This is a genomic window from Erythrobacter sp., assembly GCF_030066995.1.
Lineage (GTDB): Bacteria > Pseudomonadota > Alphaproteobacteria > Sphingomonadales > Sphingomonadaceae > Erythrobacter.
Map to the genome: position 1 here is coordinate 650,202 of NZ_JASJAP010000001.1, position 13,420 is coordinate 663,621.

Here is a 13,420-nt window from a genome sequence, read left to right on the forward strand (position 1 = left end):
AGGGGCGGCCCAGGGGCGGCCTAGCCTTCCATCCAGTCCCGGAAGAAACTCTCATGGGCCGCGCGCAGGTCGCTGATCGAAACGCCCAGCAGGCTCTCGCCGCCCACCGTTCCGATGCGGGTGAAGCCGACCAGTTCGGCCTCCGGGATATCGGGGCCTTCGGCAACAATCCGGTTGAAGGCGTCCGCCTTGTCCGGCGAAACCGTGATGACATAGCGCGCCTGATCCTCGCCGAACCACCATTGGGCGGCGGTGTAGGCTTCGTTGGCGGAAACCTGCGCGCCGATCCCTCCAAAAAGCGCCATCTCCGCCAGAGCGACGGCAAGTCCGCCATCGGAGAGGTCATGCACGGCGGATAACAGGCCTTCGCCAATCAGTTTGCGCACGATCTGGCCCGCGCCCAGTTCGGCGGCGAGATTGACCGGCGGCGCACGGCCCTCGTCGCGCCCGTGCACGACATCGAGCCACAGCGACTTGCCAAGATGCGAACGCGCCGGGTCCGGCTTCGCCCAGAATTCGGGCGCGATGAGGTAGATCGCATCGCCTTCGTTCTTGAAAGCGGGCGTGACCATCTTCGACGCGTCGTCGAGGATACCGACCCCGCCGATCGCGGGCGTAGGAAGGATCGCGCTGCCGCCGCCGGTGGCCTTGCTCTCGTTGTAGAGCGAGACGTTGCCGCTCACGATCGGGAAGTCGAGAGCGCGGCACGCCTCGCCCATGCCTTCGAGCGCATGGACGAACTGGCTCATGATCTCGGGGCGTTGCGGGTTTGCAAAGTTCAGGCAATTGGTCACCGCCAGCGGGCGCGCGCCGACCGCGCAGATGTTGCGATAGGTCTCGGCGATTGCCTGTTTCCCGCCCTCAAAGGGGTCGGCGTAGACATAGCGCGGGGTGCAATCGGTGCTGATCGCGAGCGCCTTGTCCGTCCCGTGGACGCGCACAACAGCCGCATCGCCCCCGGTCTGGAGCGTATCGGCCATAACCTGGCTGTCATACTGCTCGGCAATCCACCGGCGCGAGGCGAGGTTGGGAGAGGCGAGCAGCTTGAGCAGGTCTGCGACCGGATCGCTCGTCTCCGGCGCCTCGGCCATCGGCGCGATCCCGGCCCAGCTTGAGTATTCCTCTTTCGAAAGATAGGGCCGATCGTATTCGGGCGCGTCGGCGGCGAGGGGCCCCAGCGGGATGTCGCACACGACCTCGCCATTCCATTCGAGCACCATGTGTTGGGTGTCCGTAACCTCGCCGATGATGGCGAAATCCAGCTCCCATTTCTCGAAAATCGCCTGCGCCATGGCCTCTTTGCCGGGCTTCAAGACCATCAGCATACGCTCCTGGCTCTCGCTCAGCATCATCTCGTAGGGCGTCATGCCCTCTTCGCGGCAGGGCACCTTGTTCATATCGAGGCGGATGCCCGCGCCGCCATTGGTCGCCATCTCGACGCTGGAGGAAGTAAGGCCCGCCGCGCCCATGTCCTGGATCGCCACGATGGCGTCTGTTGCCATCAGCTCAAGGCAGGCCTCGATCAGCAGCTTCTCGGTGAACGGGTCGCCGACCTGCACGGTGGGCCGCTTGGCCTCGGCGTCCTCCTCGAAATCCGCGCTCGCCATGGTCGCGCCATGTATGCCGTCGCGCCCAGTCTTGGAGCCGACATAAACGATCGGATTGCCCACGCCCGAGGCGGCGGAGTAGAATATCTTGTCCGCGTCCGCGATCCCCACCGTCATGGCGTTGACGAGGATGTTGCCGTCATAGGCGGGGTGGAAATTGGTCTCGCCGCCCACCGTCGGCACGCCAACGCAATTGCCATATCCGCCGATCCCGGCGACCACGCCCTGCACCAGATGCTTCATCTTCGGGTGGTCGGGGCGGCCAAAGCGCAGCGCGTTCATGTTCGCCACGGGCCGCGCGCCCATGGTGAAGACATCGCGCAGGATGCCGCCCACGCCGGTCGCCGCGCCCTGATAGGGCTCTATGTAAGACGGGTGGTTGTGGCTCTCCATCTTGAAGATAGCGGCCAGTTTCGTCCCATCAGGCCCGTCTCCGATATCGATCACGCCCGCATTCTCGCCCGGGCCGCAGATCACCCAGGGCGCCTCGGTCGGCAGCTTCTTGAGGTGCAACCGGCTCGATTTGTACGAGCAATGCTCGGACCACATTACGGAGAAAATGCCAAGTTCGACCAGGTTCGGCTCGCGGCCAAGGCCCGCCAGCACACGCTCGTATTCCTCGGGCGAAAGGCCGTGGGACTCGACGATTTCGGGTGTGATTTCGCTCATGCGCGCCGCTTTAGGTCAGGGGTTGGGAACCGCCAACCCGCCGCGGCGCACGAACCGTCGATTCTCCCCGACCCACGTCGCCATCAGCGTGAGCACGGCAAAGGCGAGCAGTGCCTGCAGGTGGAGGAAGAGATCGGCCTCGATCGGGGCAGGTCCAAACCAGTTGATGCCCTGGAAAACCAGCAGCGCAAGCAGCAGAACGATAGGCGGGCCGGCCGGGCCGCGCGTGCGCTTCAAATAGAAGAGCATCCCGCCCAAAGCGAGGCTCAGTTCCAGCGGCATCGCGATGGCCGGATAGTTCCACAGGCCCAGCCCATACTTTACCTCGCCGCCCATCAAGGTCAGGTCGGGCCGGTGGACAACCCAATCGAGCCCCCAGTGCGAGAGCACGACAAGACCCGCAAGCGCGCCGGCAAAGGCGTTCTTGCGGCTCATGAAGATCGCAAGGGCAAAGGCGAGCGCCCAGAGACCTGCGCCCAGCAGGCTGTGCGTGAACGGGTAATAATACAGGTCAAGCGGCACCATCACCGTCGCCCCCGGCTCGATCCGGACCTTCTCGATGCCCACGATCGCGAAGCTGAAAAACGCCCAGTCGATGAGCTGCGCGGCGAGAAAGGTCGTGCCGAGGCCGGGCGCGCGTGGCCCCAGCGCGGAGGCGGCAAAGGCGGGGGCGAAGTGTCCGATAAACATGGTGCGTGGTTCGTGTCCTGTCAGGCTGACTTCTGGGTGAGTTTGAGGGTGATGGCGGTGGTGAGCGCGCTGGTGGTCCCGGTCGCAAACGCGCCCCAGGCAATGTCCATGACGGAGATGTGCGTCGCCCAGACCTTGAACACCGCCTGGCTGGTGAGATCGAAGGTCGCGTAGCACAGCGCGCCCAGCAGCACGCCGTTCAATCCCGCGGTCGCCGCTCGCCCGCGCTCGAGGCCGGGGCGGATCGCGAACCAGACCATTCCGGCAAGATAGATAAGGTAAAACGCGCCCGCCGCGCCCAAATCGAAGCTGTCCGCCATGATCTCGCCAATCGTGGGTTCGTAGAGGTTGGGGCCAGCCCAACTCAGCCAGACCGCATCGAGCGCTCCGAAAAACAGCGCCGCCAGCGCGTAAGCGATCGCGTATTTCGCCATTTTGCCCTTTCCCTGTTGGCGCTCAGCCTTGACCGTGCGGGCGGGCGGGGTCAATGCTCTGACGCATGGACGAGGGAAACACGGCCACCGGCAACGGCGGCAATATCGAACAGATGAGTTTCGAAGAGGCTCTGAGCGCGCTTGAAACGATCGTGACGCAGCTGGAGCGCGGCGATGTGCCGCTCGATCAATCGATCACGCTTTACGAACGTGGGGAAAGGCTGCGCGCGGCCTGTCAGAAGCGACTCGACGCAGCGCAGGCAAGGATCGAGAAGATCGTCACCAGCGCCACCGGCGAACCCACTGGCACCGCTCCCCTCGATGGAGGGGCGTGAGGCGATGCTGGTGGGGATTGAGGGGGATCTGCTTGGCGACAGCCTGAAGCGGGTGCAGCGCGAAGTGGACGCCGTGTTCGACGCGCTGCTTCCGGTGCCGTCCGACACCCGCGCGAGGCTGGTGGAAGCGATGCGCTACGCCGCGATTGGCGGGGGCAAGCGCGTCCGCCCGCTGCTGGTCGTCAGCACCGCCGAGCTGTTCGGCGTGTCGCGCGACGCGGCGATACGGGCCGGGACGGCGGTCGAAGCGATCCACGTCTATTCGCTGATCCACGATGACCTTCCGTGCATGGACGATGACGACCTGCGCCACGGCAAGCCCACCTTGCACCACAAGTTCGACGAGGCGACCGCGGTGCTGGCCGGGGATTCGCTGCACGCGCTCGCGTTTGAGATTCTGGCCGAGGAAAAGACGAGCTCCGATCCCTTCACGCGTTCTGAACTGATTCTAACGCTTGGCACCGCCAGCGGTATGAACGGCATGGCGGGAGGCCAGATGATGGACATGGTCGCCGATGAGGAAGGCGTGGATTACGACCTGCACACGGTGACGCGGCTCCAGCAGCTCAAGACCGGCGCTTTGCTGGCCGCCAGCGTGGAAATGGGCGCAATCCTCGGCAAAGCGCCGCCTGAAGGGCGCGGACACCTGCGCGCCTATGCGCGCGATATCGGTCTTGCCTTCCAGATTGCCGACGATCTGCTCGATGTGGAGGGCGATGTTGAGAAGGCCGGCAAGGCGCTGCGCAAGGATCGCGAGCAGGGCAAGCAGACCTTCGTCTCGCTGATGGGCGTCGACAAGGCCCGCGAACAGGCCCGCGCTCTGGTCGATCAGGCGATTGCGCATCTGAGCTCGCACGGCAAAGAGGCCGACACCCTGCGCGCGCTCGCGCGGTTCATTGTCGAGCGCGATCGGTGAGGGGCTCCTGGTTCCTCCCGGCCTGTGTTGTCGCCGTGCTGGCCGCGTGTGCGCCCGAACCGGACGCGCCCGGAGAGGCGCCCGAGCCGGACGTGCCCGGCGATGCGCAGGCGTCGAAGGCATCGGCGCATGAAGGGCATCGCATGCCCGAGGTCTCCGAAAGAGAGGCGCGGGACAAGAAGGAGGCCGCCGAAATGCTCGTTGCGCGCTTTGACGCGGAAGAGTGCCAGCGGATCGATCTGATCGGAAGAGTGCGCAGAACGGACGCTGACGGCGGCAGGCGGGTCTTGCACGCTTACGGGGCGAGCGCGGCCTGTGCCAAGGAACTGACCGCGACCGTAACCGCCCTGGGCTTTGACGAGACCGGACCGGGCCTCTTTGCAGGAGGCCCGTTCGATGGCGCGATGGAAAGGGTCTTGATCGAAATCGCCGATGATGGTTCTGGCGCGATGATCGAGTGGGAGGTCGACACGCCATGACACGCCGCATCGGCCTTTATCCGGGAACGTTCGACCCCATCACGCTGGGCCACGCCGACATCATCCGTCGCGGAGCCAAGCTGGTTGATTGGCTGATCATCGGCGTGACCACCAACCCGTCCAAGAACCCGATGTTCTCGACCGAGGAGCGCTTCGCCATGGTCGAGCGGGAGGTGGAGAACCTTGGGCTTGGCAATGTCGAAGTGCTTGGCTTCAACACCCTCCTTGTTAAGTTCGCGCAGCAACAGGGCGCCAGCGTGATCATCCGCGGCCTGCGCGCGGTGGCGGACTTCGAATACGAGTACCAGATGGCCGGGATGAACCAGCAACTCGATGATGATGTCGAGACGGTTTTCCTGATGGCCGATGTCAGTCTCCAGCCGATCGCCAGCAAACTCGTGAAGGAAATCGCGCTTTATGGCGGCGAGATCGGAAAATTCGTGAGCCCGGCGGTGGAGACCGAGGTTATGGCGCGTGTCGAAAAGCTTGGCCGAAAGGGCGATCTTTAGCCGCGTCTGGCCCACCGGAGCCCACTGGCACGCCCACTCGAACGCTCTCGGGGATGCGCGTGCGATCATTCATTGAAGTGTCAGCCCTGCGCCGTTAGACGCTGCGGCGTAGATGCTCTTGGATTTTGCGACAACACGATGATGCACCGAACCCTTCTCAACACCGCCGCCGCGCTGCTGGTCGCGACGCTTCCCTTTGGCGCCATGGCGCAGGAGAGCGAGGCGGACGAGACCAGCGAAGCGCAGGAAAGCGGGGAAGAGGCTGCGCAGGATACGGCTGAAGCGCCCGATGAGGCCGAGGAAAAGAAGACCTCCATTCCAAGGGCGGCCAGTTTCTATCCGGACATCAACTACAACGCGGGCGAAGACCTCGACACGGTCTGGGTGCTCGATCTGTCGAACGGAGAGCGCATCAAGATCCGGCTGATGGACGACTGGGCGCCTAGCCATGTCGAGCGGATCCAGACGCTCACCCGCCAGGGCTTTTACGACGGGGTTATCTTCCACCGCGTCATCGAAGGGTTCATGGCGCAGGGCGGCGACCCGACCGGCACCGGGCAGGGCGGGTCCGAATTCCCCGACCTTGAAGCCGAATTCAACCCGATGCCGCATGTGCGCGGTTCGGTTTCGATGGCGCGGGCGACCGACGAAAACAGCGCAAACAGCCAGTTCTTCATCGTGTTCTATCCCCGCTTCAGCCTCGACAAGCGCTACACCAATCTGGGCCGCGTGATCGAGAACATGGCCGCGGTTGACACCATCGCGCGCGGAGAGCCCCCGCAAAACCCGACGCGGATTTTGCAGGCTTCTCTGGCAAGCGATAACAAGCCGCCGCCCGAAAGGGTGGCGCCCGAGACCGAGTCGATCATCACCGCCGATTTGCTCAACGCGCCGCAATAGCCGCGCGGTCACCGGCGAAGGGTTGAGGCATGCGTGTCGACCTGTTCGATTTCGAGCTTCCGCAAGACCGTATCGCGCTGCGGCCCGTGCGCCCGCGCGACGCGGCGCGCATGCTGGTTGTGCGCGGAGGCGATGCGCCGTTCGAAGACGCGGGCGTTCTCGATCTGCCCACCCTGCTCGAACCCGGTGATGCGCTGGTCTTCAACGACACAAGGGTAATCCCGGCCCAGCTGGAAGGACGGCGCGCGGATGGCGAGGCCAAGATCGGCGCCACGCTGCACAAACGGCTAGACCTCAGGCGCTGGCAGGCCTTTATCCGCAACGCCAAACGCGTGAAGGAGGGTGACCAGCTCGTGTTCGGCGGCGGGGTCACCGCAATCGCCGAGGCGCGCAGCGCGGATGGATCGCTTACGCTGTTCTTCGAAGGCGAAGAGCCGGTCGAAGTGCTGCTCGATCGCGCGGGCACCATGCCCTTGCCGCCCTATATTGCGCAAAAGCGCGGCGTGGATGAGCGCGACTACGAAGATTATCAGACCATGTTTGCGGCGGAAGATGGCGCGGTGGCTGCGCCCACGGCGTCGTTGCATTTCACCGACAGGCTGGTCGAAGCGCTCGACGCGCGCGGCATCCAGCGCGAAACGCTCACGCTGCATGTCGGCGCGGGAACCTTTCTGCCGGTGAAGGCCGATGACACCGATGACCACGCCATGCACTCCGAATTCGGTCGGATCGACGCCGCGACGGCAGAGCGCCTGAACGCGGTGCGCAGCAAAGGCGGACGGTTGATCGCGGTTGGCACTACGGTGCTGCGCCTGCTCGAAAGCGCGGCGCGCGAAGACGGCGTGATTGAGCCCTTCGCAGGCGACACCGATATCTTCATCACGCCGGGCTATCGTTTTCGCGCGGTCGATGGCCTGATGACCAACTTCCATCTGCCCAAATCGACCTTGATGATGCTGGTGAGCGCGCTGATGGGGCGCGAGCGGATGATGGCCGCCTACACCCACGCCATCGAAAACGAATATCGTTTCTACTCCTATGGTGACTCCTCGCTGCTCCTGCCCTAGCGCGAAGGGAGCATGTCCGACGCTATCCTCTCAATCAGCGGTCTCACAAAGGTTTATGCCGGCGGCACAAAAGCGCTCGACGGCGTCGATCTTGACATCCGCCAAGGCGAGATTTTTGCGCTGCTCGGGCCCAACGGTGCGGGAAAGACCACGCTGATCGGCGCGGTGTGCGGGCTGGTGCGACCCACGGCGGGCACAATGATCGCCTTCGGCCATGATCTGGCGACCGACTGGCGCCGTGCCCGAGCGCGCATCGGCCTGGTCCCGCAAGAGCTTTCGACCGACATGTTCGAGACCGTCTGGCGCGCGGTGTCCTATTCGCGCGGCCTGTTTGGCTATCCTTCGGACCCGGCGAAGATCGAAGACGTCCTGCGTTCGCTAAGCCTTTGGGAGAAGAAGGACAGCCAGATCCGCGAGCTTTCCGGCGGCATGAAACGCCGCGTCCTGATCGCCAAGGCGCTGGCGCACGAGCCCGAATTGCTGTTCCTCGATGAGCCGACAGCCGGTGTCGATGTCGAGCTGCGCAAGGGCATGTGGGAGCAGATCGCGGCGCTGCGAGAGCAGGGGACGACCGTAATTTTGACCACCCACTATATCGAAGAAGCGGAACTGATGGCCGACCGGGTGGGCATCATCCGCAAGGGCCGCATCCTGATGGTCGATGACAAGGCGACGATGATGGAGAAGCTTGGCAACACCGAGGCTCTGATCACGTTGGCAGAGCCGCTTGCCGCGCTGCCCGAGGCGCTCTGCGACTTTCCGGTCGAACTGCGCGATGGTGGGCGCGAGCTGTGCTATCGCGGTGGTTCGGGCGGGCGGGCCGAGATTGCGGCCCTTACCAAGGCTCTGATCCAGGCCGGGATCGATTACACCGGTCTTGATATCCATGACAGCTCGCTGGAAGACATCTTCGTCGATCTTGTCGCCGCCGAGACCGCAGGGGAGGGCGCGCCATGACGTTCAGCCCCATCGGCGCCTGGGCGATCTACAAGCGCGAATTGATGCGCGCCTTTCGCACCGCGTTTCAGTCGATCCTCGCGCCCGTTTTGCTGGTCTCGCTCTATTTCATCGTCTTTGGCAGCGCTATCGGCAGCCGGATGCCGGCGATTGACGGGGTCGAATACGCCGCCTTCATCATCCCTGGCCTGCTCATGCTGACGCTGCTCGCCGAGACGACGAGCAATTCAAGCTTCGGCATCTACATGCCGCGTTTCACCGGTACGATCTACGAACTGCTCTCCGCGCCCATCGGTGTCGCGGAGACCCTGATCGGCTTCGTCGGCGCCGCGGCGACCAAGAGCCTGATCCTCGCTGCAATCATCCTCACCACCGCGACCTTTTTCGTCGAATACGAAATCAAGTATCCCGCGTTCGCCTTGGGTTATATCATGCTGGTCGCGGCGAGCTTTTCGCTGTTCGGGTTCATTCTCGGGATCTGGGCGGACAGTTTTGAAAAACTTGGCATTATCCCGCAACTGATCCTCACGCCCCTGACCTTTCTGGGCGGAACCTTCTATTCGCTCGACATGCTGCCGGAGCCTTGGGACACGCTGGCTCTGTTCAACCCGATCGCCTTTCTGGTGAGCGGATTGCGCTGGACGTTCTATGGCACGGCGGATGTGGCGATTGGCGTTTCGCTGGGACTGACGCTCGGCTTTCTGGCGGTATGCGTCGCGATCATTGCCTTCATTTTCAAGACCGGTTGGCGGCTTAGAGAGTGATGGCGCGACCCACCCCCGGCCAACGCGCCGATCGAGCGCACCCAACGCTTGATCGAGCGCCGAAATTCTTGAACGCACAGTTCATTTGCAGGCAAGAATTGCGCGTCTAACCCACCGCACGCTGCTTACCCCTGGAGCAGCGATGTGAGGATAAGATAATGAAAAAGAATGTAATTTGCGCGCTTGTTGCAAGCGCCGCTTTCGTAACTCCGCACGCCGCTTTCGCACAGGATCGAGAGCCCGAAGTGTCGGTTGGCGGATACGCCGGTCTGCACGATCTTGGTGTCTTCGATGGCGATGTCATCGTCGATGATTTCGACGTCACCGACAACGGCGCCATCTTTGGCGGCTTCGTCGCGGTCGACTTCCCGGTGGCTGAAAGCTTCTTTGTCGGTATCGAAGGCAACGCCGCGGTTGGCACGGACGCCATTGACGCGGAATATGGCGCTTCGGCGCGAGCCGGCTTTCGCACCGCGAACGGCACCAAGCTCTATGTGCGTGGTGGCTATCAGGAAGTCGACGTCGATGCAGGCGAGTTCCTTGGCGTGGATGAAGACCTTCTTGAAGACGATTTCGACCTCGACACGACCACCGGAGACTACCTGGTCGGCGCGGGTATCGATGTTCCCCTTGGCGGGTTCGATGTGCGCCTCAACCTAGACACCATCGCGTTCGACACGGTGCGCGCGACGGCGGGCATTGGCTTGCGCTTCTGAGCCGCGACCGAAACGGAAAGGGCGGGCGGGGCACTGGTATCGGCGTCCCGCCCGTTTGTTTGCGGGTGACAGCCCGCGCGCACCCCGCTAGCGCGCTCGCGAATGTCTTCTGAGCGTTTCACATTCCAGCTGTCCCACACCGATGGCCGCGCGCGGCGTGGAACCATCTCCATGCGTCGCGGCGACATTCAGACGCCCGCCTTCATGCCGGTGGGCACGGCGGCCACCGTCAAGGCGATGAAGCCCGAAGCCGTGCGGGCGCTGGGCGCGGACATCATCCTTGGCAACACCTATCACCTGATGCTGCGCCCGGGCGCGGAGCGCATGGCGCGTCTGGGCGGTCTGCACACCTTCATGAACTGGCCGCGCCCGATCCTGACCGACAGCGGTGGCTATCAGGTCATGAGCCTGTCGGACTTGCGCAAGCTCAACGAGCAAGGGGTCGAGTTTCGCAGCCATATCGACGGCTCGAAGCACATGCTCTCTCCGGAGCGCTCAATGGAGATCCAGCGGCTGCTGGGCTCCGATATCGTCATGGCGTTCGACGAATGCCCGCGCGCCGACCGCCCGCGCGACGAGATCGCCGCGAGCATGGAGCTTTCGATGCGCTGGGCCAGCCGGAGCCGCGCTGGTTTTGACGCTGGGCAGGAGCACGCCGCGGCAGCCGCGCTGTTCGGTATCCAGCAGGGCGCGCTCGATGAAGACCTGCGCCGCATCAGCGCGGACAAACTGATCGATATCGGCTTTGACGGCTACGCTGTTGGAGGCCTTGCGGTGGGCGAGGGGCAGGAGGCGATGTTCGGCGTTCTCGATTTCGCGCCCGAGCAATTGCCAGCGAACGCTCCGCGCTATCTGATGGGCGTTGGCAAGCCCGACGATCTTGTCGGCGCGGTCGAGCGCGGGATCGACATGTTCGATTGCGTGCTGCCGACCCGTTCGGGGCGCAACGGGCAGGCCTTCACCTGGAACGGACCGATCAACCTGCGCAACGCCCGGTTTGCCGAAGATAAGGAGCCGCTGGACCCCGCCTCGGATTGTTCCGCCTCGCGCGACTATTCCAAGGCGTATCTGCACCACCTCGTGAAGGCGAACGAAATGCTCGGCGCGATGCTGGTGACCGAGCACAATCTCGCCTTCTACCAAGCCTTGATGCGGGCTATGCGCGATGCCATTGAGCACGGGCGTTTCGCCGCCTTTGCCGCCGATTTTCGGCGAAATTACCTTGGAAAGCCCGATTGATGCGTGAACCTCCTGCCAAACTGCCTGATGATTGCGAGACGATGATGGAGGTGCGCGTGGGCGTTGACGCAACCGATCGCGAGCTGGTGGCGCTGCTCGATCGGCGGTTCGGCTATATGCGCGCTGCGGCCCGCATCAAGCCGACCCGCGAAGCGGTGCGCGACAATGAGCGCAAGGCCTATGTGATCGAGCAGGCGGTAAAGGACGCCGAGGTGCGCGGCCTTCCGGGCGAGGTGATCGCCGATATCTGGGAGCGTCTGGTCGAGGGCTCGATCGCCTATGAGTTCGAGGTCTGGGACAAGACGCGCACTTAGCTAGGCTGCTAGCTGGTCGCAGCGGGATGGGTGAGCGATTTCAGGCCTAGGCCTTACCCAAAAAGGCCATTAGGCGTGCCTGCTGCTTGCCGCGTTTCCGGGCGCGATCGAGTTCGCCATCCAGCTGAACTTTTTCTTCCATTTCCCGACGCCCTTCTCCGCGCCGCCATTGATGATCGGGCCAAAGGCGGCGAAGCGAACCTCTTCCCGGGGGCCGTCGGTAAGCAGGTTAATCGGCGACTTTAATGCCTTTTGATGCTGGCTGCTGGACCGATGTCGCGTCGCTCTGAACAAGAGAAAAGGGGAGGTCAGGCATGGCCTCGGGGCGTTCAAGCAGAGTTCGGGTGCCTCGCTCAACAGGCCGAAGAGCAGGCGTGCCGGGCGAAGAATCTTTCCTCTAGAGTTTTCCATCGCTTTTCGTATGATCAGTTAGCTAACTTACGACTAACACTTATTAGTGCAGTTGCCCTGGGGGTAGTTTTGGGCTGGATACGTACCGCAATCGTGGTCTTTGGGGCCTTTTCCCTCACGGCGTGCATCGATTTCAACGCTGAAGAACGCGCAGAAGTCCGTGAGCAGATGGATGTGTTGAAGGTTCGGATTGGACTTGCGCAGTCCGAACTCACAGCGGCCCGAAACAAGCAGAGTTCAATCGAAGGCAATATCTCCCGGTCAAAGCGGGAGCTCGTGCAGTATGAGAACAAGGTGAGGGCGGTTTTGCAGAGGCATCCGGAAGCCGTGACGGCCATCGTAGCCGGCTTCGGGGGAGCTGCTGTCGCCATTGATGCCAATAACGAGTTCTCAGAAGAGGCGGAATCGGTCGCTGCGGGAGTGGCGCTGATTGCTGGGCTTTATGCGCTCGGCAATCAAGAGGAGGTCGGGTACGTTGCCGGGGTGATGTCTAACGCAGACCGCGACGTGAAGGCGATGAAATCTAGGATCACTGCGCTTGAAAGCGATCTTTTTACGCAGCGCAGCGTGGTGGCTCAGAAGCAATCGGCTCTGGTTCTCGCAACCAACCAACACCAGGCGTTGACCCAAAGGCTAATGGAGCTCCAATAGGAACGGCGGCACCGGGAAGGCGCCGCCGTCTTCTGAAGCGACTTTTCGTGAGAACTAGCGCGAGTAGAATTCGACCACGAGGTTCGGCTCCATCGTGACGGGGTAGGGCACCTCGTCAAGCTTGGGCACGCGGGTGAAGCTCACCTTGTCGTTGCCGTCGGGCGCGACATAGTCGGGAATTTCCCGCTCGGGCAGGCTCTGCGCTTCGATGACGAGCGCCATTTCCTTCGCCTTGTTGCCCAGGCTGATGACATCGCCCACGTCGCAGCGGCGGCTCGCAATGTTGCACTTCACGCCGTTCACATAGATGTGGCCGTGGCTCACGATCTGGCGCGCGGCGAAGATCGTGGGGGCAAACTTGGCACGGTAGACGATCATGTCCAGGCGGCGCTCAAGCAGGCCGATGAGGTTCTGACCCGTGTCACCCTTCATGCGGGTGGCGTCCTTGTAGGTCGAACGGAACTGTTTCTCGGTCACGTCGCCGTAATAGCCCTTGAGCTTCTGCTTGGCGCGAAGCTGGAGGCCAAAGTCGCTCATCTTGCTCTTGCGGCGCTGGCCGTGCTGGCCGGGGCCGTAGGAACGCTTGTTGACCGGGGAATTGGGGCGACCCCAGATGTTTTCGCCCATCCGGCGGTCGAGTTTGTACTTGGCGCTTTTGCGCTTTGACATAGGTCTTTCCTTCGATTTGCTGAGCCGCCCGAAGTGGCGGCCATTCAACCCGGCATCGCACCGCTGAAGCGTCGATCTTCAGCGCGGCTGCCG

General features: G+C 63.1%; 17 protein-coding genes. 12 read left to right on the forward strand and 5 right to left on the reverse strand.

Translation table 11 applies throughout. From position 1 onward, the window contains the following. Positions 1-20 precede the first annotated feature (20 nt). The 3 genes from purL to QNI87_RS03115 are packed head-to-tail and all read right to left on the reverse strand — an operon-like array spanning position 21 to position 3,400. Complete coding sequence (gene purL, locus QNI87_RS03105; protein ID WP_300593803.1) at positions 21-2,276, reverse strand: phosphoribosylformylglycinamidine synthase subunit PurL; 2,256 nt, start codon at positions 2,274-2,276, stop codon at positions 21-23. Between the two features lie 15 nt (positions 2,277-2,291). Continuing rightward, the gene (locus QNI87_RS03110) at positions 2,292-2,966 is read right to left on the reverse strand and encodes a hypothetical protein (protein WP_300593805.1); all 675 of its coding nucleotides are present in this window, start codon (positions 2,964-2,966) and stop codon (positions 2,292-2,294) included. A gap of 20 nt (positions 2,967-2,986) precedes the next feature. Further along, positions 2,987-3,400: a DUF2177 family protein gene (locus QNI87_RS03115; protein WP_300593807.1), complete on the reverse strand. Its 414-nt coding sequence runs from the start codon at positions 3,398-3,400 to the stop codon at positions 2,987-2,989. A 65-nt stretch (positions 3,401-3,465) separates the two neighbouring features. Between QNI87_RS03115 and QNI87_RS03120 the strand changes: the two genes are divergently transcribed. From QNI87_RS03120 to QNI87_RS03170, 11 genes are all read left to right on the forward strand, one after another. After that, positions 3,466-3,735 (forward strand): exodeoxyribonuclease VII small subunit, encoded by a 270-nt coding sequence (locus QNI87_RS03120; RefSeq protein WP_300593810.1) that lies wholly within the window; start codon positions 3,466-3,468, stop codon positions 3,733-3,735. Positions 3,736-3,739: 4 nt separating this feature from the next. Then, positions 3,740-4,651 (forward strand): farnesyl diphosphate synthase, encoded by a 912-nt coding sequence (locus QNI87_RS03125; protein ID WP_300593812.1) that lies wholly within the window; start codon positions 3,740-3,742, stop codon positions 4,649-4,651. After that, complete coding sequence (locus QNI87_RS03130) at positions 4,648-5,130, forward strand: hypothetical protein (RefSeq protein ID WP_300593815.1); 483 nt, start codon at positions 4,648-4,650, stop codon at positions 5,128-5,130. The genes QNI87_RS03125 and QNI87_RS03130 overlap by 4 nt, the downstream gene beginning before the upstream one ends. Then, positions 5,127-5,639 carry a pantetheine-phosphate adenylyltransferase gene (gene coaD, locus QNI87_RS03135; protein WP_300593818.1) on the forward strand — a complete coding sequence of 171 codons (513 nt, stop codon included), beginning with the start codon at positions 5,127-5,129 and terminating at the stop codon, positions 5,637-5,639. The genes QNI87_RS03130 and coaD overlap by 4 nt, the downstream gene beginning before the upstream one ends. A gap of 138 nt (positions 5,640-5,777) precedes the next feature. Beyond that, positions 5,778-6,539: a peptidylprolyl isomerase gene (locus QNI87_RS03140; RefSeq protein WP_300593821.1), complete on the forward strand. Its 762-nt coding sequence runs from the start codon at positions 5,778-5,780 to the stop codon at positions 6,537-6,539. A gap of 29 nt (positions 6,540-6,568) precedes the next feature. Continuing rightward, entirely contained in the window at positions 6,569-7,606 is a 1,038-nt protein-coding gene (gene queA / locus QNI87_RS03145; RefSeq protein WP_300593823.1) for a tRNA preQ1(34) S-adenosylmethionine ribosyltransferase-isomerase QueA, read from the forward strand. Between the two features lie 12 nt (positions 7,607-7,618). Then, complete coding sequence (locus tag QNI87_RS03150; RefSeq protein ID WP_300593826.1) at positions 7,619-8,563, forward strand: ABC transporter ATP-binding protein; 945 nt, start codon at positions 7,619-7,621, stop codon at positions 8,561-8,563. After that, on the forward strand, positions 8,560-9,327 hold the full coding sequence (locus QNI87_RS03155) for an ABC transporter permease (protein ID WP_300593829.1): 768 nt from the start codon (positions 8,560-8,562) through the stop codon (positions 9,325-9,327). The genes QNI87_RS03150 and QNI87_RS03155 overlap by 4 nt, the downstream gene beginning before the upstream one ends. 158 nt (positions 9,328-9,485) lie before the next feature. Then, positions 9,486-10,043: a hypothetical protein gene (locus QNI87_RS03160; protein ID WP_300593832.1), complete on the forward strand. Its 558-nt coding sequence runs from the start codon at positions 9,486-9,488 to the stop codon at positions 10,041-10,043. A 102-nt stretch (positions 10,044-10,145) separates the two neighbouring features. Next, positions 10,146-11,282, forward strand: a complete 1,137-nt coding sequence (tgt, locus tag QNI87_RS03165; RefSeq protein WP_300593835.1) for a tRNA guanosine(34) transglycosylase Tgt — start codon at positions 10,146-10,148, stop codon at positions 11,280-11,282. Beyond that, positions 11,282-11,596, forward strand: a complete 315-nt coding sequence (locus tag QNI87_RS03170) for a chorismate mutase (RefSeq protein ID WP_300593838.1) — start codon at positions 11,282-11,284, stop codon at positions 11,594-11,596. The genes tgt and QNI87_RS03170 overlap by 1 nt, the downstream gene beginning before the upstream one ends. A 69-nt stretch (positions 11,597-11,665) precedes the next feature. Here the strand turns inward: QNI87_RS03170 and QNI87_RS03175 are convergent, their stop codons facing one another. Continuing rightward, the gene (locus QNI87_RS03175; protein ID WP_300593841.1) at positions 11,666-12,007 is read right to left on the reverse strand and encodes a hypothetical protein; all 342 of its coding nucleotides are present in this window, start codon (positions 12,005-12,007) and stop codon (positions 11,666-11,668) included. A 69-nt stretch (positions 12,008-12,076) separates the two neighbouring features. Between QNI87_RS03175 and QNI87_RS03180 the strand changes: the two genes are divergently transcribed. Continuing rightward, positions 12,077-12,658 (forward strand): hypothetical protein, encoded by a 582-nt coding sequence (locus QNI87_RS03180; protein ID WP_300593844.1) that lies wholly within the window; start codon positions 12,077-12,079, stop codon positions 12,656-12,658. A gap of 54 nt (positions 12,659-12,712) precedes the next feature. Here QNI87_RS03180 and rpsD read toward each other — a convergent pair whose 3' ends face one another. Continuing rightward, on the reverse strand, positions 12,713-13,327 hold the full coding sequence (gene rpsD / locus QNI87_RS03185; RefSeq protein ID WP_300593847.1) for a 30S ribosomal protein S4: 615 nt from the start codon (positions 13,325-13,327) through the stop codon (positions 12,713-12,715). Positions 13,328-13,420 lie beyond the last annotated feature (93 nt).

Coding starts and splice junctions, on each gene's coding strand:
- purL (WP_300593803.1), bottom strand. CDS start 2,276: ATGAGCGAAATCACACCCGAAATCGTCGAGTCCCACGGCCTTTCGCCC.
- QNI87_RS03110 (WP_300593805.1), bottom strand. CDS start 2,966: ATGTTTATCGGACACTTCGCCCCCGCCTTTGCCGCCTCCGCGCTGGGG.
- QNI87_RS03115 (WP_300593807.1), bottom strand. CDS start 3,400: ATGGCGAAATACGCGATCGCTTACGCGCTGGCGGCGCTGTTTTTCGGA.
- QNI87_RS03120 (WP_300593810.1), top strand. CDS start 3,466: ATGGACGAGGGAAACACGGCCACCGGCAACGGCGGCAATATCGAACAG.
- QNI87_RS03125 (WP_300593812.1), top strand. CDS start 3,740: ATGCTGGTGGGGATTGAGGGGGATCTGCTTGGCGACAGCCTGAAGCGG.
- coaD (WP_300593818.1), top strand. CDS start 5,127: ATGACACGCCGCATCGGCCTTTATCCGGGAACGTTCGACCCCATCACG.
- QNI87_RS03140 (WP_300593821.1), top strand. CDS start 5,778: ATGATGCACCGAACCCTTCTCAACACCGCCGCCGCGCTGCTGGTCGCG.
- queA (WP_300593823.1), top strand. CDS start 6,569: ATGCGTGTCGACCTGTTCGATTTCGAGCTTCCGCAAGACCGTATCGCG.
- QNI87_RS03150 (WP_300593826.1), top strand. CDS start 7,619: ATGTCCGACGCTATCCTCTCAATCAGCGGTCTCACAAAGGTTTATGCC.
- QNI87_RS03155 (WP_300593829.1), top strand. CDS start 8,560: ATGACGTTCAGCCCCATCGGCGCCTGGGCGATCTACAAGCGCGAATTG.
- QNI87_RS03160 (WP_300593832.1), top strand. CDS start 9,486: ATGAAAAAGAATGTAATTTGCGCGCTTGTTGCAAGCGCCGCTTTCGTA.
- tgt (WP_300593835.1), top strand. CDS start 10,146: ATGTCTTCTGAGCGTTTCACATTCCAGCTGTCCCACACCGATGGCCGC.
- QNI87_RS03170 (WP_300593838.1), top strand. CDS start 11,282: ATGCGTGAACCTCCTGCCAAACTGCCTGATGATTGCGAGACGATGATG.
- QNI87_RS03175 (WP_300593841.1), bottom strand. CDS start 12,007: ATGGAAAACTCTAGAGGAAAGATTCTTCGCCCGGCACGCCTGCTCTTC.
- rpsD (WP_300593847.1), bottom strand. CDS start 13,327: ATGTCAAAGCGCAAAAGCGCCAAGTACAAACTCGACCGCCGGATGGGC.